This window comes from Neotabrizicola shimadae (genome assembly GCF_019623905.1).
Lineage (GTDB): Bacteria > Pseudomonadota > Alphaproteobacteria > Rhodobacterales > Rhodobacteraceae > Neotabrizicola > Neotabrizicola shimadae.
This window is the reverse complement of record NZ_CP069370.1, coordinates 2269206-2290687: the sequence shown is the minus strand read 5'-3', so window position 1 is coordinate 2290687 and position 21482 is coordinate 2269206. Positions and strand designations below refer to the sequence as shown.

General features: G+C 68.4%; 28 protein-coding genes. 15 read left to right on the top strand and 13 right to left on the bottom strand.

From position 1 onward, the window contains the following. The first annotated feature begins 57 nt into the window (after window positions 1-57). Complete coding sequence (locus tag JO391_RS11065; RefSeq protein ID WP_220660552.1) at window positions 58-447, top strand: DUF2147 domain-containing protein; 390 nt, start codon at window positions 58-60, stop codon at window positions 445-447. 58 nt (window positions 448-505) lie between these two features. Here the strand turns inward: JO391_RS11065 and JO391_RS11060 are convergent, their stop codons facing one another. The 4 genes from JO391_RS11060 to JO391_RS11045 all read right to left on the bottom strand — a co-directional run bounded on the left by JO391_RS11060 (window position 506) and on the right by JO391_RS11045 (window position 3324). Beyond that, on the bottom strand, window positions 506-997 hold the full coding sequence (locus JO391_RS11060) for a hypothetical protein (protein ID WP_220660551.1): 492 nt from the start codon (window positions 995-997) through the stop codon (window positions 506-508). Between the two features lie 109 nt (window positions 998-1106). Next, window positions 1107-1748 carry an imidazole glycerol phosphate synthase subunit HisH gene (gene hisH, locus JO391_RS11055; RefSeq protein ID WP_220660550.1) on the bottom strand — a complete coding sequence of 214 codons (642 nt, stop codon included), beginning with the start codon at window positions 1746-1748 and terminating at the stop codon, window positions 1107-1109. Window positions 1749-1884: 136 nt separating this feature from the next. Then, window positions 1885-2472: an imidazoleglycerol-phosphate dehydratase HisB gene (hisB, locus tag JO391_RS11050; RefSeq protein ID WP_220660549.1), complete on the bottom strand. Its 588-nt coding sequence runs from the start codon at window positions 2470-2472 to the stop codon at window positions 1885-1887. A 63-nt stretch (window positions 2473-2535) separates the two neighbouring features. Next, window positions 2536-3324, bottom strand: a complete 789-nt coding sequence (locus JO391_RS11045; protein WP_220660548.1) for an inositol monophosphatase family protein — start codon at window positions 3322-3324, stop codon at window positions 2536-2538. A gap of 462 nt (window positions 3325-3786) precedes the next feature. Between JO391_RS11045 and JO391_RS11040 the strand changes: the two genes are divergently transcribed. From JO391_RS11040 to JO391_RS11010, 7 genes are all read left to right on the top strand, one after another. After that, complete coding sequence (locus JO391_RS11040; protein ID WP_220660547.1) at window positions 3787-5295, top strand: ABC-F family ATP-binding cassette domain-containing protein; 1509 nt, start codon at window positions 3787-3789, stop codon at window positions 5293-5295. A gap of 43 nt (window positions 5296-5338) precedes the next feature. Continuing rightward, window positions 5339-6034: a DUF1194 domain-containing protein gene (locus JO391_RS11035; RefSeq protein ID WP_220660546.1), complete on the top strand. Its 696-nt coding sequence runs from the start codon at window positions 5339-5341 to the stop codon at window positions 6032-6034. A 72-nt stretch (window positions 6035-6106) separates the two neighbouring features. Then, on the top strand, window positions 6107-7204 hold the full coding sequence (gene ychF / locus JO391_RS11030) for a redox-regulated ATPase YchF (protein WP_220660545.1): 1098 nt from the start codon (window positions 6107-6109) through the stop codon (window positions 7202-7204). A gap of 3 nt (window positions 7205-7207) precedes the next feature. Further along, window positions 7208-7720, top strand: a complete 513-nt coding sequence (locus tag JO391_RS11025; RefSeq protein ID WP_220660544.1) for a GNAT family N-acetyltransferase — start codon at window positions 7208-7210, stop codon at window positions 7718-7720. Between the two features lie 49 nt (window positions 7721-7769). Continuing rightward, entirely contained in the window at window positions 7770-8561 is a 792-nt protein-coding gene (trpA, locus tag JO391_RS11020) for a tryptophan synthase subunit alpha (RefSeq protein ID WP_220660543.1), read from the top strand. Beyond that, window positions 8551-9030, top strand: coding sequence for an MEKHLA domain-containing protein (locus JO391_RS11015; protein ID WP_220660542.1), 480 nt, complete (start codon window positions 8551-8553; stop codon window positions 9028-9030). The genes trpA and JO391_RS11015 overlap by 11 nt, the downstream gene beginning before the upstream one ends. Before the next feature lie 70 nt (window positions 9031-9100). Further along, complete coding sequence (locus JO391_RS11010) at window positions 9101-10264, top strand: alpha-hydroxy acid oxidase (protein ID WP_220660541.1); 1164 nt, start codon at window positions 9101-9103, stop codon at window positions 10262-10264. Between the two features lie 68 nt (window positions 10265-10332). Here JO391_RS11010 and JO391_RS11005 read toward each other — a convergent pair whose 3' ends face one another. After that, complete coding sequence (locus JO391_RS11005; RefSeq protein WP_220660540.1) at window positions 10333-11484, bottom strand: MFS transporter; 1152 nt, start codon at window positions 11482-11484, stop codon at window positions 10333-10335. Between the two features lie 191 nt (window positions 11485-11675). Here JO391_RS11005 and JO391_RS11000 point away from each other — a divergent pair, with 191 nt between their 5' ends. Continuing rightward, window positions 11676-12272, top strand: coding sequence for a 50S ribosomal protein L25/general stress protein Ctc (locus tag JO391_RS11000; RefSeq protein WP_220660539.1), 597 nt, complete (start codon window positions 11676-11678; stop codon window positions 12270-12272). A 66-nt stretch (window positions 12273-12338) separates the two neighbouring features. Here the strand turns inward: JO391_RS11000 and JO391_RS10995 are convergent, their stop codons facing one another. Continuing rightward, complete coding sequence (locus JO391_RS10995; RefSeq protein ID WP_220660538.1) at window positions 12339-13316, bottom strand: glycosyltransferase family 2 protein; 978 nt, start codon at window positions 13314-13316, stop codon at window positions 12339-12341. Window positions 13317-13398: 82 nt separating this feature from the next. On the opposite strand from JO391_RS10995, the gene pth reads away from it, so the two are divergent. Further along, on the top strand, window positions 13399-14082 hold the full coding sequence (gene pth, locus JO391_RS10990; RefSeq protein WP_220660537.1) for an aminoacyl-tRNA hydrolase: 684 nt from the start codon (window positions 13399-13401) through the stop codon (window positions 14080-14082). 31 nt (window positions 14083-14113) lie between these two features. Here the strand turns inward: pth and ribD are convergent, their stop codons facing one another. From ribD to JO391_RS10960, 6 genes are all read right to left on the bottom strand, one after another. After that, window positions 14114-15211: a bifunctional diaminohydroxyphosphoribosylaminopyrimidine deaminase/5-amino-6-(5-phosphoribosylamino)uracil reductase RibD gene (gene ribD / locus JO391_RS10985; protein WP_375155659.1), complete on the bottom strand. Its 1098-nt coding sequence runs from the start codon at window positions 15209-15211 to the stop codon at window positions 14114-14116. Further along, entirely contained in the window at window positions 15208-15675 is a 468-nt protein-coding gene (gene nrdR / locus JO391_RS10980; protein ID WP_220660536.1) for a transcriptional regulator NrdR, read from the bottom strand. Before nrdR ends, ribD begins: the two co-directional genes overlap by 4 nt. 154 nt (window positions 15676-15829) lie before the next feature. After that, window positions 15830-16219, bottom strand: a complete 390-nt coding sequence (locus JO391_RS10975; protein ID WP_220660535.1) for a hypothetical protein — start codon at window positions 16217-16219, stop codon at window positions 15830-15832. Between the two features lie 8 nt (window positions 16220-16227). After that, the gene (locus JO391_RS10970) at window positions 16228-16617 is read right to left on the bottom strand and encodes a hypothetical protein (RefSeq protein ID WP_220660534.1); all 390 of its coding nucleotides are present in this window, start codon (window positions 16615-16617) and stop codon (window positions 16228-16230) included. A gap of 63 nt (window positions 16618-16680) precedes the next feature. Further along, window positions 16681-17289: a DUF2238 domain-containing protein gene (locus tag JO391_RS10965; protein WP_220660533.1), complete on the bottom strand. Its 609-nt coding sequence runs from the start codon at window positions 17287-17289 to the stop codon at window positions 16681-16683. A gap of 22 nt (window positions 17290-17311) precedes the next feature. Further along, complete coding sequence (locus tag JO391_RS10960; protein WP_220660532.1) at window positions 17312-17743, bottom strand: DUF2721 domain-containing protein; 432 nt, start codon at window positions 17741-17743, stop codon at window positions 17312-17314. A gap of 117 nt (window positions 17744-17860) precedes the next feature. Between JO391_RS10960 and JO391_RS10955 the strand changes: the two genes are divergently transcribed. Then, on the top strand, window positions 17861-18262 hold the full coding sequence (locus JO391_RS10955) for a DUF2177 family protein (RefSeq protein WP_220660531.1): 402 nt from the start codon (window positions 17861-17863) through the stop codon (window positions 18260-18262). A 70-nt stretch (window positions 18263-18332) separates the two neighbouring features. Here the strand turns inward: JO391_RS10955 and bla are convergent, their stop codons facing one another. Continuing rightward, the gene (gene bla, locus JO391_RS10950) at window positions 18333-19208 is read right to left on the bottom strand and encodes a class A beta-lactamase (protein ID WP_220660530.1); all 876 of its coding nucleotides are present in this window, start codon (window positions 19206-19208) and stop codon (window positions 18333-18335) included. A gap of 212 nt (window positions 19209-19420) precedes the next feature. Here bla and rplU point away from each other — a divergent pair, with 212 nt between their 5' ends. The 4 genes from rplU to JO391_RS10930 all read left to right on the top strand — a co-directional run bounded on the left by rplU (window position 19421) and on the right by JO391_RS10930 (window position 21418). Beyond that, window positions 19421-19873: a 50S ribosomal protein L21 gene (rplU, locus tag JO391_RS10945; protein ID WP_220660529.1), complete on the top strand. Its 453-nt coding sequence runs from the start codon at window positions 19421-19423 to the stop codon at window positions 19871-19873. 6 nt (window positions 19874-19879) lie between these two features. Then, on the top strand, window positions 19880-20149 hold the full coding sequence (rpmA, locus tag JO391_RS10940; RefSeq protein WP_220660528.1) for a 50S ribosomal protein L27: 270 nt from the start codon (window positions 19880-19882) through the stop codon (window positions 20147-20149). Between the two features lie 206 nt (window positions 20150-20355). Continuing rightward, window positions 20356-20916, top strand: a complete 561-nt coding sequence (locus JO391_RS10935) for a GNAT family N-acetyltransferase (protein ID WP_220660527.1) — start codon at window positions 20356-20358, stop codon at window positions 20914-20916. 4 nt (window positions 20917-20920) lie between these two features. Then, entirely contained in the window at window positions 20921-21418 is a 498-nt protein-coding gene (locus tag JO391_RS10930) for a GNAT family N-acetyltransferase (RefSeq protein ID WP_220660526.1), read from the top strand. Window positions 21419-21482: the final 64 nt, after the last annotated feature.

Genomic DNA, 21482 nt, shown 5'->3' with positions numbered 1-21482 from the left:
GACTTGCCCGGCCCCGCCCTTCAGCCGGATGATGCGGCCCGGAAGAGGGAGGATCACATGAAGTTCCTGACATCGGCGATGATTCTGATGCTGTCCGCCGGCGCGGCTCTGGCCGATCCGGTGGAAGGGCTGTGGCGTACCAAGCCCGACGACAACGGCAACACCGGCCTGATACGCATCACGTCCTGCGGACCTGCCTTCTGCGGCAAGCTGGAAAAGGCCTTCGACGGAGCGGGCAAGGAGATTTCCTCGCCCAACATCGGCAAGCGCATCGTCTGGGACATGATACCGGAAGGCGACGGTGCCTATGGCGACGGCAAGGTCTGGAGCCCGGACCGCGACAAGACCTATGACGCCAAGATGCAGCTGAGCGGCAACAAGCTTTCAGTGTCCGGCTGCGTTCTGATGATCTGCCGCGACGGTGGCACCTGGACGCGGGTGCAATAACCCTGCGCGCAAACGAAAGGGGCGCCCGAAGGCGCCCCCCTGAAGCCTTGGGTCGCGCTCAGCCCGGATGCTGTTCCAGCTCGCAGACCGCGGCCTTTTCCAGCGCCGCGGCGCTGCCGGCCAGCGACACGTCTGCCAGCTTGTTGCCTTCATAGGTCAGCGCCAGGCTGTTGCCCTTGACCAGAGCGTACAGCACGGCCGGATCCTTGAACGGAACTTCGACGCCCTTCATCTCGCCCACAGCGACGCCCTTCGATTCGGCATCAATACCGGCGCCACCGTCCACCGAGTAGTTGAGAAGGTACTTGTCGTCCTTCTTGAAGTCCCAGGCGGGGTTGACCACCGCCAGGATGCCTTCCTTGCCCTTTTCGCGGAAGCCCACGCGCAGAAGGCTGCCGTCGGAATAGGACACCTGGGCCAAGCAGTTATTGTCATGGTTCGGGTCGATGAGGATGACCCAGTCGCCTTCCTTGCCCCATTCGGTCAGGTCGAGGGCGAATGCCGGAGCGGCGACAGTGGCCAGTAGCAGCGGCAGAAGGATGCGTTTCATGTACTCGTCTCCTGGTTTGGCAGGGCCGGGCGCTTGGGCGCCCGCCGTGCGCCGCCGGTCTAGGCTGAAGTCTCTTGAACCGCTTTGCCGCAGGTGCCACGCCGGGCGGTCAGGGTCGCCAGCGCAGGAAATTGCCGATCAGCCGCAAGCCGGTGGCCTGGCTCTTCTCGGGGTGAAACTGGGTGCCGACGATGGTGTCGCGCCCGACGATGGCGGTGATGGGGCCGGCATAGTCGGCATGGGCCAGAAGATGCGCCGGGTCGTCCACCCGGAAGTGATAGGAATGCACGAAATAGGCATGGTCGCCCGTGGCGATGCCGTCCAGCACCGGATGAGCCCGGTCGATCACCAGGTCGTTCCAGCCCATGTGGGGCACTTTCAGCGCCGGGTCGGCCGGCGTGATGCGCACCACTTCACCCCCGATCCAGCCGAAACCGGCGGTATCCTCGTATTCGCGCCCCCAGGTCGCCAGCATCTGCATCCCCACGCAGATGCCAAGGAACGGCACGGCGCGGACGGTCACGGCCTCTTCGATCGCTTCGGCCAGCCCGCCATAGGCGCCAAGCGCGCGACGGCAGGCCGGAAAGGCCCCGTCGCCGGGCAGCACCACGCGGTCGGCGCGGGCCACATCCTCGGGGCGTGATGTGACCAGCACTTCGCCCGCGCCGACCTCCAGTGCCATGCGCTGAAAGGCTTTCTCGGCCGAGTGAAGATTGCCGCTGTCGTAGTCGACCAGAACCGTAAGGCTCATCTTGCCACCCCGGATCGGGCCGGCAAGACGGGTGCGCAGACTCGAATCCAAATTTTATATACTGATATCATAGACTTAACTTCGTCTTCGGCTCGGTGCGCACATCCGAAAACCCTGCACACCTCACCCGCCGCCGTCACAGCGCGCCCTTGGTCGAGGGTAGCACGCCCGCCATACGCGGATCGGGTTCCACCGCCTCGCGCAGTGACCGTGCGACCGCCTTGAAGGCGGCCTCGGCGATGTGGTGGGCGTTGATTCCGTGGATCAGGTCCACATGAAGCGTGATGCCGCCATGGGTGGACAGGGCCTGGAAGAACTCCCGCACCAGCTCGGTGTCGAAGCTGCCGATCTTCCCCGCGGGGAAGGTCAGGTTCCAAACAAGATAAGGCCGCGCCGACAAATCCAGCGCGCAGGCCACCTGGGCATCGTCCATCGCCAGCCGGAACGCGCCGTACCGGCGAATGCCCCGCTTGTCGCCCAGGGCTTTCGTCAGGGCCTGACCCAGCGTGATGCCCACATCCTCGACCGTGTGGTGGTCGTCGATATGGGTGTCGCCCTTGGCGCGGATGGTCAGGTCGATCAGCGAATGGCGCGCCAGCTGGTCCAGCATGTGGTCGAAGAAGCCCACACCGGTCTGGCAGTCATACCGGCCGGTGCCGTCCAGGTTGACGGCGACCTCGACCGAGGTCTCGGCGGTGGTGCGGGTGACGCTCGCTTCGCGCATGGCGGCTCCTGACGCTGACGGGGCCTTATAGGGCGGCGCCCCGGCGCAGGGCAAGCCGCAGGGTCACTCGCCGCGCAGGGTCTTCTGGAAGGTCGAGAAAAGCGCGTCGTTGCAGGCCAGGATCGAGCCCGACTCCAACGGGTCCTGCCCGTCGCGGATGCCAGAGACGAAGCCGCCGGCCTCCTTGACCAGGATCAGCCCGGCCGCGATGTCCCAGGTGTGCAACTCCCGCTCCCAGAAGCCGTCGAAGCGGCCGGCGGCGACCCAGGCCAGGTCCAGCGCGGCGGCGCCCCACCGGCGGACACCGGCGCAGGCCGGCATCAGCCGGGCGAGGTCCTGCATCATCGCGGGCAGGGTGGACTTGGCGCCGAAGGGGATGCCGGTGGCAAAGACCGCCTCGTGCAGGTGGCGGCGACCCGAGACCCGCAGGCGGCGGTCGTTCATCCAGGCGCCGGCGCCCTTCTCGGCCCAGAAGAGTTCGTCCTTGGCGGCGTCGAAGACCACACCCGAGACGATCTCGCCCTTGTGTTCCAGGGCGATCGAGACGGCCCAGTGGGGCATCCCGTGCAGGAAGTTGGTGGTGCCGTCGAGCGGGTCCACGATCCAGCGGCGGGTCGGGTCGGCGCCGTCCTGCTCGCCGGTCTCCTCGCCCAGCCAGCCGTAGGTCGGGCGGGCGCCGAGGAGTTCCTCCTTGATGATCCGCTCGGCCTCGCGGTCGGCACGGGACACGAAGTCGCCGGGGCCCTTGGACGAGACCTGAAGGTTCTCGACCTCGCGGAAATCCTTGACGAGGGAGCGGCCGGCCTTGCGGGCGGCCTTGATCATCAGGTTCAGGTTGGCGCTGGCGGCCATGGCGGGCTCCGGATCGGGTGAGGCCGACCCCTTAGCCGAGACGGGGCCGGAAGGGAAGGGGGCAGGGGCGTCCGAGCTCGGACGCCTGAACGATGCAAGTAAAATCAATGGGTTGCCTTCGCGCATTTACCGTTTGTTAGGATGCGCGCGGCCGGGGCCGCGCAAGTCGTTGCGCCCTTGCGCCTGCGAAGGGCTGGCGCAAGGGCAGGGGGGCGTCCCGCCCCCGTCGCCGCCGGGGCGGCGACTCCCCCCGGAGTATTTGGGCAAAGAAGAAGCCGGGAGGAGTTGCAGGGGGGCGACGGCGGTGGCAGGATGGAGCCATGAAACACGCCTTCACCCGCGAGCGCCGACCTGGCCCTGTTTCCGCCCTGCTTTCCTGAAGCAGGGCTGGCCGGTCGCATATTCGGACAGCCCATGACCCGCGCCCCGGTGGCGCTTTTCCCGTCATATGAAGGTTGTCCCATGTCCGTCTTGTCGCTGCGTTCCGTTGGCCTGGTCCTGGCCGAGCCGCTGTTTTCCGACCTGACCTTTTCCCTTGTCCCCGGTGCCCGGCTTGGCCTGGTGGCGGCCAATGGCCGGGGCAAATCCTCGCTTCTGAAGCTGATCGCGGGCGAGATCGAGCCGTCTTCGGGCCAGATCACCAGAGCGCGCGGCCTGACCGTGGCTCATGTGAGCCAGGACCCCGATCCCGCGCTTGCCGGGCTGTCGCTGCGCGATGCCGTCGCGCGTGGCCTACCGGCGGATGGGTCGATGGACTGGCGGGCGGATGTGGTGCTGGACGAACTGGCGGTGCCGTGGGAGTTGCGCGACACGACCTTTGCGGCACTGTCGGGCGGCTGGCAACGCACGGCGCTTCTGGCGGCGGCGGCGGTGGGCGAGCCGGACCTTTACCTGCTGGATGAGCCGACCAACCACCTGGACCTGGCCCGTATCGGCGTGTTGACGCGCTGGCTGGCCGACCTGCCGCGCGACGTGGCGGTGATCGTGGCGAGCCATGACCGCGCCTTTCTGGACGAGGCGACCGGTTCCACCTTGTTCCTGCGCCCCGTGGCGAGCCGCAGCTTTGCGCTGCCCTATTCGCGCGCCCGCGCCGCGCTGGACGAGGCGGATGCGGCGGATGCCCGTGCCCAGGCCAATGACCTGGCGCGGGCCGAGCAACTGCGCCGGCAGGCAGCGAAGCTGAAGAACATCGGCATCAACTCGGGGTCTGACCTGCTGGTCGTCAAGACCAAGCAGTTGACCGAGCGCGCCGAGAAGATCGAGGCGGCGGCCCGTGCCGTGCACCGCGAGGGATCGAGCGGGGCGATCCGGCTGACCCATTCCGGCAGCCATGCCAAGGCGCTTGTCACGCTGGCCGATGCGGCCATCTCTGCGCCGGACGGGCGGCCTCTGTATCGCACCGGTGAGAAATGGATCGAGCCGGGCGACCGGATCGTGCTGCTTGGCGGCAACGGCGCGGGCAAGACCCGGCTGGTCGAGGCCGTGCTGGCGGCCTGCCGGGGGGAAGCGGGAGCCATCCGCGCCGCGCCCTCGCTGGTGCTGGGTCATGCCGACCAGGCGCTGACGATGTTGCCGCCGAAGGGCACGCCTTTCGATCTGGTGTCGGCCTTTGGCCAGGGCGATGCGGCGACGCGCAGCCTTCTGGCGGGGGCGGGCATCCGCAGCGACCGTCAGGGCAAGCCGCTGGCGAGCCTGTCGGGCGGGCAGAAGGCGCGGCTGGCCATGCTGATGCTGCGGCTGATGCGGCCGAACTTCCACCTGCTGGACGAGCCGACCAACCATCTGGACATCGAGGGGCAGGAGGCGCTGGAATCGGAGCTGACCGCGCCCCAGGCGACCTGCCTGGTGGTCAGCCACGACCGGGGCTTCGTGCGCGCCATCGCCAACCGGTTCTGGCTGATCGAGGGCAAGCGGCTGGTCGAGGTGGACAGTCCCGAGCCCTTCTTCGCGGCCGAGCTTGCCAGAGGCTGACGCAGGCCCCGTGCCCGTGTAGTCTGGCGGGCGGGAGGTGCCGATGCGCTGCCTGTCCGCCCTTTTCCTGCTGCTTGGCGCTGCCGCTCCTGCGGCAGCGAGCGAGTGCCGGATTGCACTGGCGCTGGCGATGGATGTGTCGCGCTCGGTGGACGGGCGGGATTACCGCGTGCAGGCTGAAGGGCTGGCCGATGCCCTGACCGATCCGGCGGTGCGCCGCGCCTTCCTGTCGGGCGACGCCCCGGTGGCTTTTGCGGTTTACGAGTGGAGCGGGGTCGCCGATCAGGCCATGGTCGAGGACTGGGTTATTGTTCAGGACGAGGCCGGGCTGGATGCGCTGGCCACCCGGATGCGTGCGCTGACCCGGCCCACGGAACGCCATCTGACGGCGCTTGGCGCGGCGCTGGATTATGGGCTGGACCTGATGCGCCGCGCGCCCGACTGCCGGCGTTTGGTTCTGGATGTCTCGGGCGACGGACAGAACAACGAGGGTCCGCCGCCCGCCAGGTCCTATGCGCGGGCCGACTGGACCGGGATCACCGTGAACGGCCTGGCCATCGGCGAGCATGAAAGCCTGTTGCCGCAGTATTTCAGCCGCGAGCTGTTGCGCGGCCCCGGCGCCTTTGTCGAGGTGGCGCCGCGCCAGTCGGATTTTCCTGCCGCGATCCGGCGCAAGCTGATCCGCGAGTTGACCGACCAGGTGGCGGAGGATGTGCGGCCGGGCCGCCTGCCGGGGTAATGGGCGGGCGCCAGCTTGATCCTGCGCGGGCTGCGGCTTATGAGCGGCCCGTCAGCGACGGGAGTATGCGGCATGGGTTTCAAGATGGGCATCGTCGGGCTGCCGAATGTCGGCAAGTCCACCCTGTTCAACGCGCTGACGCGCACCGCTGCCGCGCAGGCTGCGAATTTTCCGTTCTGCACCATCGAGCCCAATGTGGGCGAGGTGGCGGTGCCGGATGCACGGCTGGAAAAGCTGGCTGCCATCGCCGGGTCGAAGCAGATCATCCCAACGCGCATGACCTTTGTCGATATCGCGGGCCTGGTGCGCGGCGCGTCGAAGGGCGAGGGGCTGGGCAACCAGTTCCTGGCCAACATCCGCGAATGTGACGCCATCGCCCATGTGCTGCGCTGTTTCGAGGACGGGGACATCACCCATGTCGAGGGGCGCATCGACCCGGTGGCCGATGCCGAGACCATCGAGACCGAGCTGATGCTGGCCGATCTGGAGTCGATCGAGCGGCGGCGGGCGAACCTGGCGCGCAAGCTGAAGGGCGGGGACAAGGACAGCCTGGACCAGGACCGCCTGCTGGCGCTGGCCCAGGCGGCGCTGGAGGCGGGCAAGCCGGCCCGCACGGTGACGGTGAGCGAGGAGGACGCGCGGGCGTGGCGTCTGCTGCAGCTTCTGACCGCGAAGCCGGTGCTTTACGTCTGCAATGTCGAGGAGGCCAAGGCCGCGGCGGGCAACAGCCAGTCGGACCGGGTGGCGGCGATGGCGAAGGCGCAGGGCGCGGCCTCGGTGGTGATTTCGGCGCGGATCGAGGAGGAGCTTGCGCAGCTGCCCGACGACGAGGCGGCGATGTTCCTGGAGGAGATGGGGCTGCACGAGGCCGGGCTCGACCGTCTGATCCGTGCGGGCTACGAGCTTCTGGGGTTGCAGACCTATTTCACCGTGGGGCCGAAAGAGGCGCGCGCCTGGACGATCACGAAGGGGACGCTGGCCCCGCAGGCGGCGGGCGTGATCCACGGCGATTTCGAGAAGGGCTTCATCCGGGCCGAGACCGTGGCCTATGACGACTACATTGCCGGCAACGGCGAGGCCGGGGCCAAGGAGGCGGGCAAGTTCCGCGTCGAGGGCAAGACCTATGAGGTCAAGGACGGCGACGTGCTGCACTTCCTGTTCAACGGCTGAGCCATGCACGGCACTGTCGACCTGAGGGGGGCGGGGCCGGAGGTTCTGGCCGGGGTGCTGCGGCTGAACCGGGCGGTGGAGGAAAAGACCTCGGTGCTGGACGGGGCGGCGCTGGACCGGCTGCTGGCGGCCAGCTGCGATGCGCCGGCGATCATCGGGCCGGGTGGCGAGGTGCTGGCCTTCCTCATCGGCTTTGCGCCGGGGGCGGATTACGCCAGCCCGAACTACCGCTGGTTCTGCGACAGGCTCGCACGGTTCGCCTATGTGGACCGGGTGGTGGTGTCCGAGGCGGCGCGGGGGCAGGGGCTGGCGCGGCGGCTTTATGCGCGGTTCGAGGCGTTTGCCGCCGGGGCGGGGCTGGAGCGCGTGGTCTGCGAGGTGAACTCGCATCCGCCGAATCCGGGCTCGGACGCGTTTCACGCGGCGATGGGGTTTGAGGAGATGGGGCGGGGTTCGCCCGCGCCGGGCAAGACGGTGCGCTATCTGGTGCGCGCCTTGCCGGGGGCGGGAGGTTGACTTTCGCCGGCGGCTGCCCCACGCCAAGGCCAGCCACAGGGAGACCGGAATGACCCGCATCGACGATTGCTTTGCCCGGCTGAGGGCGGACCGCAAGAAGGCCTTCGTGGCCTATCTCATGGCGGGCGATCCGGATGTGGCGACCTCGCTTGAGGTGATGAAGGGGATGCCGGCGGCGGGCGTGGACATCATCGAACTGGGGATGCCCTTCACCGACCCGATGGCGGATGGCCCGACGATCCAGGCGGCGGGACAGCGCGCGCTGGAAGGCGGGCAGACCATGGACCGCACCTTGCAGATGGTGCGCGAGTTCCGGGCGGGCGATGCGGTGACGCCGATCGTGCTGATGGGCTATTACAACCCGATCTATTCCCGCGGCGTGGACCGCTTCCTGTCAGAGGCGGTGGAGGCTGGGGCGGATGGGCTGATCGTGGTGGACCTGCCGCCGGAAGAGGACAGCGAGTTGTGCCTGCCGGCGCAGGCGGCGGGGATGAACTTCATCCGGCTGGCGACACCCACCACCGATGACAAGCGCCTGCCCAAGGTACTGCAGAACACCTCCGGTTTCGTCTATTACGTCTCGATCACCGGGATCACCGGGGCGGCGGCGGCACAGGCTACGGACGTGGGCCCCGAAGTGGCGCGGATCAAGTCGCAGACCGAGCTGCCAGTGATCGTGGGCTTCGGCATCACCACGCCCGAGGCCGCGACGACCATCGCCGGGGTGGCTGATGGCTGTGTCGTGGGATCGGCCATCGTGAAGGATATCGGCGAGGGCAAGCCCGTGGCCGAGGTTCTGGCCAAGGTCAAGGCGCTGGCGGCGGGAGCCCATGCCGCCTGAGGGCTGGCAGACAGTGGCGGCGGTGGCTTATGCCCGGCTGCTGTCTGACAGCTACCAGCTCCTGACCGGCGCGCCGATCCTGGGCCATCCGGCGCCGCATGACGATCGCGCGCTGGCGGAGGCGCTGTTCGCCCTGCCACTGCCGGTGGTGTCGCACGGCACCGAGGCTGACCCGCTGTTCCGCTATGGCAATGCCGCAGCGTTGGCGCTGTGGGAGATGGGGTGGGACGGTTTCACGCGGTTGCCCTCTCGCCTGTCGGCCGAGGACGACCCGGCGGTGCAGGCCGACCGTGATCGTCTGCTGGCCGAGGCGCGCGAAAGGGGATGGACCGACGGCTATCGCGGCATCCGCATCTCGGCGACCGGGCGGCGGTTCATGATCCTGGACACTGTCCTATGGACGGTGCGCGATGTGACCGGCCGCGTGCATGGGCAGGCGGCGCGCATCGGGCGCATCGCGCCGGTTTGACCGGTGAAAACCCCTTTGCCCCCGCCGGCGCGGATTGCTAGGCAGGGGCGACAAAACCGGAGGACTGCGCGTGCCCGTCATCACCTGCATCGACGACCTGAAGAAGCTGCACCGCAAGCGGACGCCGAAGATGTTCTGGGATTACTGCGAGAGCGGCAGCTACACCGAACAGACCTTCCGCGACAACGTCTCGGATTTCGGGAAGCTCAGGTTCCGCCAGCGGGTCGCGGTGGACATGACGGGGCGCACGACGGAAAGCACCATGGCGGGCTTTCCGGTGGCGATGCCGGTGGCTCTGGCCCCGGTGGGCAGCTGCGGGATGCAGTGGCCGGATGGCGAGATCCTCGCGGCGCGGGCGGCGGAAAAGTTCGGCGTGCCCTTCACCCTGTCCACCATGTCGATCTGTTCGATCGAGGACGTGGCGGCTCATACCTCCAAGCCGTTCTGGTTCCAGCTTTATGTGATGCGGGACGAAGATTTCGTCGATGCGATCATCGAGCGGGCGAAGAAGGCGAAATGTTCGGCGCTGGTGCTGACGCTGGACCTGCAGATCCTCGGCCAGCGGCACAAGGACCTGAAGAACGGGCTCACCTCGCCGCCGAAGCTGACCATTCCCAACATCCTGAACATGGCGACCAAGCCCGCCTGGTCGCTGGCCATGGCACAGACCCCGCGGCGGCAGTTCCGCAACATCGTGGGCCATGTGAAGGGGGTGCAGAAGCTGTCTGACCTGACGGCCTGGGCGAACGAGCAGTTCGATCCCAAGCTGGATTGGGGCAAGGTGGCGCGCATCCGCGACCAGTGGGGCGGCAAGTTCATTCTGAAGGGGATCCTGGACGAGGAGGATGCCCGCAGGGCGGCCGATTTCGGGGCCGATGCCATTGTGGTGTCGAACCACGGCGGGCGGCAACTGGACGGGGCGGTGTCGTCGATTTCCATGCTGCCGCGGGTGGTGCGGGCGGTGGGGGACCAGACCGAGGTCTGGATGGATGGCGGCATCCGGTCGGGGCAGGACGTGCTGAAGGCGCTGGCGCTTGGGGCCAAGGGCACGATGATCGGGCGGGCCTTCGTGCACGGGCTGGGCGCCATGGGCGGACCGGGCGTGACCAAGGCGCTGGAGGTGATCCGCAAGGAGATGGACGTGACCATGGCCCTTCTGGGGGAGCGGAAGGTGACCGAGATCGGCCGCCACAACCTTCTGGTCCCCAAGGACTTCGAGGGCGACTGGGCCTGAGCGTCCGAGCTCGGACGCTTTTCTGCGCCAATGAAATCAATGGCTTGACGGATCGAATTAACGTTTCGTCAAGACTTGTCGGCATCCGATGCAAGGCGCCGGGCCAGGAAGGGCACGGCCAGCAAGAGGCAGGCGGCCAGCACGAAGGCGGCGCGCAGGCCGGCGCTTCCGGCAAGGAAGCCGAAGAGCGGCGGGCCGAAGAAATAGCCGAAATAGCCGTAGAGCGTGGCGCGGGCCACGGCGCGGGCCCGGGCATTGTCGGGTGCGGCGCGGCCGACCATCGAGAAGGCCGTCGGCGCGATCACCGAGGAGCCGAGGCCCATGACGATGAATCCGGCATAGGCCATGGCCGGGCTGGTGGCGGCGGCGGCGATGATGAGACCTGCGGCCGAGATCGCCGCGCCGCCGCCCAGGAGTGCGGCGCCCGAGATGCGGCCCGACAGGCCCTGACCGGCCAGGCGGGCGAGGCCCATGGTCAGGGCCAGCGCGGCGGGGCCAAGCGCGCCTGCGCCGGGGGCGGCGCCGAGGCTGGTCTCGATATGCAGCGCCGACCAGTTTTCGGCTGCGTTCTCCGTCATGAAGGCGATGAGCACGATGACGCCGCCGATGAAGGGCACCAGGCCAAGGCCGCCGCCCTTTGCCCCGCCGGGCTTGCGCAGTCCGTGGATCGTGCCATCGCGTTCCAGTGACATTGCCGCCATCACGAGCGCCGCGCCAGCGAGGCAGGCCATGACGGCCGAAGGCGGCCAGCCCGCCGCTCGCATGGCGCCGGTGCCGACCGCGCCCCCGGCATAGCCGAAGGAATAGGCCGCGTGGCAGAGGTTCATCAGGTGCAGCTTGCGCTCGGTCTCCAGCGTGGCGACGCGGGCATTCATCAGCACATCGGCCAAGCCCGTGGTCGCGCCGCAAGCGAGCATGGCCAGCGGAAAGAGCACGAGGCTGGCGGTCTGGCCGGGCAGGGCGAAAGCCAGCGCCATGGCCGCGGCGGCCACAGGCAGCGCCACGCGGCCAAGCGCGGCCCCGATGCGCGGGGCCAGAAGCATGGCGATGACCGCCGAGATCGGCGTCATGAACAGGACAAGGCCAAGCTGGGTTTCGCTGACATCCAGCATGGTCTTGATGTCGGGGAGCGCCGCGGCATAGCCGCCCCAGAGCACGCCCATGGCGGCAAAGACCACGGCGGCGGGGCGGGCGGCGGCAAGGGTGGGAAGGACGGGCATCGGGCTCTCGGCTTGTCCGGGAGAGCTAGCCCTTCGGACAGAGCGCGGCAAGTCCGCGACCGGCAGGGCTGGGGCCCTTTGCGACGGGGGCCGCGATTCAGGGCTTTCCTTCGCGGCCAAGCGCGGCTATAGGCCCCCGGTCGCGCCATGCACCCTTGGAGGATGGCGGACGAGACACATTGGAGAGACCTATGGCACGCGAGATCACCGATCTTCAGGCCGAGGTACGGACGGGGACAGGCAAGGGGGCCGCCCGTCAAGCCCGCAGAGCGGGCAACGTACCTGGCATCATCTACGGCGACGGGCAAGAGCCCCAGCCGATCCAGATGAACTACAACTACCTCCTGAAGCGCCTGAAGCAAGGCCGCTTCCTGCAGTCGCTGTTCAACCTGAAGGTCGAGGGCCAGCCCGACGTTCACGTGATCTGCCGCGGCGTGCAGCGCGATGTCGTCAAGGACCTGCCGGTCCATGTCGATTTCATGCGCATCCATGACGAGAGCCGGATCAACCTGTTCATCCACGTCGAATTCGTGAACCACGAAGCCAGCCCCGGCCTGAAGCGCGGCGGCACGCTGACCGTGGTGCGTCACGAAGTGGAACTGGAAGTGGTGGCGGGCGACATTCCGGACCACATCACGGTGGACCTGACCGGCAAGGTCATTGGTGACGTGATCCACATCCGCGACATCCAGCTGCCGGAAGGTGTTCGCCCGACCATCGAGCGGAACTTCGTGGTGGCCAACATCGCCGCGCCTTCGGGCCTGGCGGCGTCGGACGCGGAAGGCTAATCTTCTGCCCTTACGGGCGGAGTCGGGGGCGCGGTCCTGTTGGGCCGCGCCCCTTTCGTTTTGCGCTCAGGCTTCGGCCAGGGCGCGGTGCGCCTGCCAGCGGGGGTCGTCCTGCGGCGCGCGGCCGGTGAGCGCGGCGAGGCGGGCGACGTAGTCCATGCAGCACAGGTGATGCAGGCGCGCGACATTGGGCAAGGCCATGGCTTCGGCGTGGAGCGCGTCGAAGGCGGCGGCATGGCGGAGGGCCGAATCGTCGTGCACCTCATTGCGGTCGCAGCGGGCGTAGTAGTCGTCGGTATAGCGGTCCTTGCCCGCCACGGGAGAAAGCGTGCCGCGCTTCAGCGCAAAGCTTTCGGGGTTGCGGACCATGTAGTGGTTCACCTGAGCCGTGGCATGGCTGGTGAGCGCGGGCGGCAGGGTGCGGATGCGGTTGGGCTCGGGCGCCCAGCCGGGGACCGGGGCGCCATCGGCATTGACCCAGGGCAGCGCGGCGTCTTCGGGGTGGATGAGGCCGACCGGGCCATGTTCGCCGAGCGCGCGGAAGCGGCGGGGCTCGTGCACCATCGACTTGACCCAGCGGTTCAGGGCATTGCCGGGGGCTGCGGCGCGGCGGTGCATCCGGTGGACAAGTCCATCCTGCCAGGCGGTCTGGCCATCGGCGCCGAAGGGGCGCCAGTTGACCGAGATTCCCAGCACCGGGCGGGCAGGGATGGCCAGCAGGTCGGCCAGAGTGCCGTCGCCGGGGTGGATGACGAGAAACTCGTCCACGTCGCAGGTGAAGACCCAGTCGGCGCCGGCCACCTGCGGCAGGCGCTTCGCGGCGGCGAGTTTCGTGGGGGTGATGCGGCGGCCTTCGGGGATAGTCGCGTCGAGTTGGGTGAGCCAGCCCGCGGCCTGGAACGCGGCCAGAAGCTGGGGCGAGTGGTCGGTGCAGTCGTTGGTGACGACAAGAATGTCGGTGAAGCCGAGGCGGCGATACCAGGTGACCCATTCCACGAGGAAGGGGCCTTCGTTGCGCATCGAGGCGAGGACGGTACTGCGCATGATCCCTCTGCTTGGGCGGTGATGCTTGACCGGGCGGGCAGGGCGCGTCAAGGAAGGGCCGGGCGGCAGGAGGCCCGATGCGATGAAGCTGTTCGTGGGCCTTGGCAATCCGGGCGCGAAATATGCCGGCAACCGGCACAACATCGGCTTCATGGCGGTGGAGCGGATCGCGGCCGACCATGGCTTCGGCCCGTGGAAGCGCGCGTTCAGGGGCGTGGCGAGCGAAGGCCGGCTTGGAGCGGAAAAGGTGGTGCTTCTGAAGCCCGAGACCTTCATGAACCTGTCGGGCGAGGCAGTGCAGGCGGCGATGGCCTTCTACAAGCTGGCCCCTGCCGACGTGGTTGTGTTCCACGATGAACTGGACCTGGCGCCCGGAAAGCTGCGGGTGAAGCAGGGCGGCGGCCATGCCGGGCACAACGGGCTGCGGTCGATCCACGGCCATATCGGCGAGGCCTATGGCCGGGTGCGGATGGGCATCGGCCATCCGGGGCACAAGGATGCCGTGGCGTCCTATGTGCTGCACGATTTCGCCAAGGCCGATCAGGACTGGCTGGAGGATGTGCTGCGCGGCGTGTCGGACGGGGCGGTGGCACTGGCCGAAGGGGATGCGACGCGGTTCATGAACGCGGTGTCCCTGCGCGTGGCGCCGCCGCGGTCATCGGGCGGGGCGCGCGAGGCGAAGCCCGCCGCGGCGAAGCCTGTGGCGGAAAGCCCGGTCGAGGAAGCGAAGTCTCCGTTGCAGAAGCTGATGGACCGGTTCCGCTAGGGCAAATTCCTTCCAAGGAATTTGGCTTGCGCTAGTCCGGCGCGATGCGCCAGCGGCTGAGGATATCCGGGCCAAGCCGGTCTTGCGACATGAGGCGGGGACGGGGGGCGCTGGCCAGGGTCGAAAGCGCGAGGGGGCCCAGCATGGGCTTTCCCTCGGCGCCGATGAGAAGGCCGCCCTGGTAAAGCATCAGTTCATCCGCCAGCCCGGCGCGGATCAGGGCGGCGGCCAGCGTGCCGCCGGTTTCGGACAGGATGCGCGTCAGGCCGCGGGCCGCCAGCGCGCGCAGCGCGGCGTCGAGGTCGAGGCCCTGTGGCGTGGCGGCGGTCTCGATCAGTTCGGCGCCGGTGGCGGCCCAGGCCGCGCGCGCAGCGGGGGGCGCGTCGGGGCCGTGGACCATCCAGACCGCGACATCGCGGGCGGTCCGGCCCAGGCGGCTGTCGGGCGAGTGACGAAGAAGCCGGTCGAGCACCACGCGCACGGGTTGGCGCGGGGCGCCCATGTCGCGCACGGTCAGGTCGGGGTCGTCGGCGATGGCGGTGGCCGAGCCCACCATCACCGCATCGTGGCGCATCCTGAGCGCGTGGACCGAGCGGCGCGCCTCGGGCCCGGTGATCCAGCGGCTTTCGCCGCTGGCGGTGGCGATGCGCCCGTCCAGCGTGGCGGCAAGCTTGACGGTCACGAAGGGCAGGCCGCGGGTGACGCGCTTGAGGAATCCTTCGTTCAGCGCGGCGGCCTCTGCGCGGCGGATGCCTTCGGTCACCTCGATGCCGGCTGTGCGCAGCGTGGCGTGGCCGCGACCGGCGACACGGGGGTCCGGGTCGGTGAGCGCAGTCACCACTCGGGCCAGACCGGCCGCCACCAGCGCCTCGGCGCAAGGGGGTGTCTTGCCGTGGTGGGCGCAGGGTTCCAGCGTGACAAAGGCGGTGGCTCCGCGCGCGGCTGCACCGGCCTGGGCCAGGGCCACGGGTTCGGCATGGGGCCGTCCGCCGGGCTGGGTCCAGCCGCGGCCAAGGACGCGGCCATCCTTGACGATCACGCAGCCGACAGCCGGGTTGGGCCAGGTATTGCCCAGACCACGCGCCGCGAGGGCAAGCGCGTGGTCCATGTGCGCAAGATCGTCGTTCACTCGTCCGAGGCGCCGCCGGGGCGGAGTTCCGACACGAAGCGGTCGAAGTCGTCGGCGGCCTGGAAGTTCTTGTAGACGCTGGCAAAGCGCACATAGGCTACGGTGTCGATCCGGGCGAGGCTTTCCATCACGATCTCGCCGATGACCTTGGAGGGGATGTCCGTGTCGCCCAGGCTTTCCAGCCGGCGCACGATCCCGCTGATCATCTGGTCGATGCGCTCGGGGTCGATCGGACGCTTCTGCATCGCGATGCGGATCGAGCGTTCCAGCTTGGTCCGGTCGAAGTCCTCACGCTTTCCCGATGATTTGATGACCACCAGGTCGCGCAGCTGGACCCGTTCATAGGTGGTGAAGCGGCCGCCGCAGGCCGGGCAGAAGCGGCGGCGGCGGATCGAAACATGATCCTCGGCCGGTCGCGAGTCTTTCACCTGGGTATCTATGTTGCCGCAGAATGGGCAGCGCATCCGCCTGTCCCCCCGTCTTGCCTGATTTCCGCCTGCCGTGTCGCGGGGTATCCCCGTCTTGTCCGCAAACTATAGGGGCAGGCGGCGCATCTAGACCAGTGGGAAGTTCCGGCCCCATGATGCAGGGTCCGCACTGTGGCCAGACGGACTCAGATCAGCGGCGATTGGTGTTCTTCAGCCCGTTGCAGATCGCCATGGCGGCAGAGGCCGACATCGAGTTTCCCCCGCCTATGGTGGCAAGGCCGGTCGATCTGGCCGCGCCTTCAGGCGAGGTCGAGAAGACGATGCCCTGCCCAGAGGGGCGCGGCGGCGGCGAGATGCGCCAGATGCGGGCCGTCATCTGGCCCAAACCGCGAGAGACGTATTCGCCTGCGGCGCACCATGCCTCCTGGTCGGAGAGCCGGCCGCGGGGGCGCACCTCGAACCGGGGGCCGCCGACGGGCTGGACGACATAGTTGCGCGACGACAGGAAGGCCGACGCCGGAAGCGTTGCCGACAACAAGGCGACGACGGCGAGAGGCAAAAGGCGGTGCGGGCGGGCCATGGCGTTCCTCAGTCCCGGTATCCGCGCGAACCGGAGACCCAGCACAACTGCTGCGCCAGCGAGGCCGAAACGCCCCCGGATTTGTTGCCGATCTGCGCAAGGCCGGTGTCATAGTGCCGGTCGGACGGATCGAGCGTGAACACGATCGGGGCGCCCCCGGCCTGTGGTGGGGGGGAGGCCCGCCAGATCATCGTCGGATAGGGCAGGCCGAGGTTCTTGATCACGTAGTCGCCGGCCGCACACCAGGCATTCGATGGGCCAAGGCGACCGCGTGAGTTGACCTGAAAATGCAGGGCGTCGATGGGCTGGACGACGAAGCCGTTGCTGGCGACCCACGCATGGGCGGGTGCCGCGAGCGAGGCTGCACCTAGAAGGGCGGTGACCAGGAATGCGCGCATCGTCGGCTCCTTGCTGTTTCACCCTAAATGGGCCTTCCGGCACAAAAAGGAAAGGCCGCTGCGTCAGCCTGCGCTTACGGGTCGCGAAAACATCCGGATCAGCAGAATGGCGATCACTGCGCCGAGCGCATTGAACACCAGGTCGAGGGCGTTGTTCACATAGCCGCCCACATTGGTGTGCGGGGTCAGCGCCACGGCGGTGAACTCGATCATCTCGTTCAGCGCGCCGAGGCCCATGGCGCCGATCACAGGATAGACCGTAGCGATGCGGCTGCCGCGCGTGCCGGGATGGGCCGTGACGAGAAGGTGCCACAGAAGCCAGGCGGTGACGCCGAAGCCCCAGGCATGGACGGCCTGGTCGTATTTCAGGATGGTCCATTCGCCTTCGCCCGTAAGGTGCCAGAGCGTCAGGTTGTACAGCGCGTCGCCCCCGACCTGCAGGTTGCCGCCCGCCATGTGCAGCAGACCCCAGACCGACAGCGCCCACAGCATGGAGGTGGGATAGGCGGCGCGGAAGCGGGTGAGGCCGACAATCAGGATCAGCACCGCCATGGTGGCGGCATAGACCAGGAACTCGGTATTGCCGCGCCACCAGATCACGGCGGCAAAGATGGCCGAGTAGGCGAGGGTGAAGGCGAGGACGGCGAGATCGGCTTTGGAGAGGCGGGACATGGAGGCTGGCTCCGCGGCGGGATCAGAAGTGATCGTAGTCGTCGACCGAGATGAAGCTGTCCATGACCAGCATCACGAGGGCGACGCAGAACAGGGCCAGCGACAGGATGAACATGAAGGCCGTCGCCCAGACATGGGGCAGGCTGAGGAAGGCCATGCCGAAGGCGATGATGATCAGGAGCGTGGTGGTGATGCCGGCGGCGATGCCGAAGAAGATGGACTTGGCGAGGTATCGGGCGCGTCGTCTCTGGCGCTGGATGTCTTCCTTCAGGAAGGCGCGGTCGGGATCGGTGGCGGGGATGGCGTTGAGATAGCGGATGCGGTCGATCACGCCGGTCAGGCGGGCGTGGACCATGGACAGGAAGCCGGCCACCGCGCCTAAGACGAAGGAGGGCGCCACCACCTGTGAGATGATCTGGGCGAGGTGGTCGATGGTTCCCGGGACGATGGTCAAGCTGGCGCTCCTGTTTCCGCGGGCGCAAGGGTAGAGGGGCCGGAGGGCAGGTGCAATGCGGGGCGGTCCTCTGGACCTTCACGACTTGCGGACTAGCTGGGGGCAAGGAGGACCGTGATGACCCTGATCCTGTTGTATGTCGTGACCGCCGTGGTGTTTCTGGCCCTTGATGCGGTGATGCTGACCTTCGTGATGCAGCCGCTGTTTGCCTCGCATATCGGGGGGCTGATGCTGGAGAGCCCGCGGTGGGGGCCGGCGCTGGTGTTTTATGCGGGCTATGTGGCGGGTCTGGTGGCGCTGGTGTCCTGGCCCGGCTTGCGCGAGGGGCGGGCGGTTCTGGTGCCGGGGGCGGTGCTGGGGGCGATGGCCTATGGCACCTATGAGCTGACGAACTATGCGATCCTGAGGGACTGGCATGTCTCGATGGTGGTCACCGACCTGACCTGGGGAGCGGTGCTGACCGGGGTTTCGGCCTGGGCCGGGGTGGCCATTGTGCGGGCGCTGCGGCCGGGCGGGTGAGGCGTCCGAGCTCGGACGCCTTGCCGATTACAGCAAAATCAACGGCTTGCGCGCGCGAATTAACTTGGACTTAAGGATTGTCCGAGGTCAGGTGCCGCGTGATGGCGGCCATCGCCGCCTCGGCGTCCGGGCGGGGCGCCGTCGTTTCCGTCATGTAGAGGCAAAGGATCCACGGCGCCCGACCGGGCGGATGGAGGATCGCCACGTCGTTCACGCTGCCATGTCCGCCGGTGCCCGTCTTGTCGCCCGCGCGCCAGCCGGAGGGGAGGCCGGCGCGGAGGCGGGTGAGGCCGGTCTGGCTGGCCTCCATCCAGCCAATCAGTTGTGCCTGTCGGTCGGGGGACAGCACGGGGCCGAGAAGCAGGCGCTGCAGTGTTGCGGCCATCGCCTCCGGGGTGGTGGTGTCGCGCGGGTCGCCGGGGGTGGCCTCGCTCATGGCGGGTTCGTTGCGGTCGAGCCTCGTCACGTCATCGCCGGTTGAGCGGAGCCAGAGCGTCAGGCACGCGGGGCCGCCCATCGTGTCAAGCAGGAGATTGGCGGCGCCGTTGTCGCTTTCGGTCACGGTGGCGGCGCAGAGTTGGGTGAGCGTCAGGCTGCCGCCGACATGGGCGGCGGTCACGGGGGAGTGGCCCACCGGGTCGCCGGCCCGGACCGGAAGGGCGCGGTCGGTGGGCTCGATCCCCGCTTCGATGCGGGCGAGGGTGGCGGCGGCGAGGAGAAGCTTGAAGGTGCTGGCCATCGGGAAGCGTTCTTCCGCGCGCCAGAGGGTCCGGCGGCCGGTGCCAGTATCGAGGCAGGCCAGCCCGATGCGGCCGCCGAGGGCGGATTCGTGGCCGCTCAGAAGCGAGGCGAGGTCGCCCGCGCCGCTGGCCCCGGCGCGGGACGGGGACAGGGCGAGCGTGGCGAGACCCGCGAGCGTGGCACGGCGCGACAGGGGCAGGGGCATGGGCGGGGCCTTCGGGCGAGGGGTGGCAAAGCCTGCTTGACAGGGCGGGGCGCCTGACGCATAAGGCCGCGTCCCGGCACCCTTCTTGGGTGGCCGGGATATCGGTTTTAATGACGCCTCCACAAGGGGCGCGCTGTCCGAAGGCGGGGCATCAGCCCCCGGAACGCCCGGAAACGGGGGCCGCAGGGCGCGGGTGACAAAAGGAACGACCCATGTTTGCGGTCCTCAAGACCGGCGGCAAGCAATACAAGGTGCAGGCGGGCGACGTCCTGCGCGTTGAAAAGCTGAACGCCATTGCCGGCGACAAGATCCAGTTCAACGAAATCCTGATGGTCGGTGGCGACACCGTGACCGTCGGTGCCCCGCTGGTCGCGGGCGCGGCCGTGCAGGCCGAGGTGATCGACCAGATCAAGGGCGAAAAGACCATCCACTATGTCAAGCGCCGCCGGAAGCATTCCAGCCAGCGCACCAAGGGCCACCGCCAGCAGCTGACGCTGGTGCGCGTGACCGAAGTGCTGGCCGCCGGTGGTGACAAGACCGGTGTGGCCGCCGCGACCGGCACTGCCGACGCGCGCCGCGCTGCCCACAACGCTGCGGCCGCCCCGGCTGCCGAAGCCCCCGCGAAACCGAAGCGCGCCGCCAAGGCCGCTGCCGTTACGGAGTAATCCCCCATGGCACACAAGAAGGCAGGCGGTTCGTCCCGCAACGGCCGCGACTCGGCCGGTCGTCGTCTGGGCGTGAAGCTCTATGGCGGCGAGCATGCCATTCCCGGCAACATCATCGTGCGCCAGCGCGGCACCACCTGGTTCCCGGGTGAAGGTGTCGGCATGGGCACCGACCACACCATCTTTGCCGTCGTCGAAGGCAAGGTGACGTTCAAGAAGGGTCTCAAGGGCCGCACCTTCATTTCGGTGCTTCCCGCTCAGGAGGCCGCCGAGTAAGCCGAACCCGGCAACCGGACAGGTAAAGGGGGGATCGGCCGAAGGGCCGGTCCCCTTCCTGTTTTCCGGACCTGGTAGGGCGCGGAATATTCATGGTTCTGCCAGCTTTGTCTGGCAGAACACGAAAAAGCCCCCATCTCGAGGGAGGAGGCGGGGGGAGGAACGGCCTGCGAGGGCCGCCATGCGCTTCACGAAGGAGGGAAGCCATGACACTGGACATGATCGCCAGCGCGGGTGCGGGCGAGATCGCGGCAGGCCGGTTCGTGCTGCGCCAGGTGCGCCGGTCGGATGCGGGGCTGTTCTCGCATTATGCCGGCGACCGCCGCGTGGCCGAGGCCACGCGGTCGATTCCCCATCCGCTGCCGCCGGGCGCGGCAGATGCCTTCGTGACCCGCGCCACGGCGCCGGGTGCCTCGGAGAAGGTCTTTGTGATGGACGGCACCGCGACGGGTTTGCCGGAGGTTCTGGGCGTGATCAGCCTGAAGCCGATGGAGGCTGCCCCCGGCAAGGGCGGGCAGTCGGAAGTGGCCTATTGGGTGGCGCCGGCCTTCTGGAACCTTGGCATCGCCTCGGAGGCGGTGCGGGCCATGATCGCGGCCAATCCGCTGAAGGACCGGACCTATTTCGCGCAGGTGTTCCAGGACAATCCGGGCTCGGCGCGCGTGCTGACCAATGCGGGCTTCCAGTACCTGGGCGATGCCGAAAGTTTTTCGGTCGCACGGGAGGCGCGGGTTCCGACCTGGACCTATCTGCGCAAGCTGGACTGAGCCGATGATGCCCGAGCGCATCCTGACGGCGCGGCTGCGGCTGCGCCCGGTCGCCGCTTCCGACGAGGAGGCGGTCGTGGCCGTGCTGAACGACATCGCGGTGACGGGCTGGCTGGCGGTGGTGCCGCACCCCTATGCGCCCGAGGATTTCCGCTGGTTCCTGGGCAATATGGCGCGGCCGGGCGAGACCTTCGCGCTGGAAGATGATGCGGGTCTGGTGGGCATCATGGGGGCGGGGCGCGAGCTGGGCTACTGGCTTGCGCCGCGCGCGCATGGCCAAGGCTATGCCACGGAAGCCGCCCGCGCCATCCTGGCCGAGCAACTGGCGGTGGACCCATCGCCGGTGGCATCGGGCTATTTCGAGGGCAATCTGCGCTCGGCCCGGGTGCTGGAGAAGCTGGGCTTTGCCGAGGTCGGGCGATTCCCGAAATACTGCCGCGCGATGGGCCGCGAGCGCCCGCATGTCGAGATGCGGCTGGAGCCCGCTGCCTTTTGCGGCTGAGGCGCCTCAGGCGCCCCAGCCGACGATCGTTCCTTCTCGGGGCGCTTTAGGCGCCCCAGCCGAC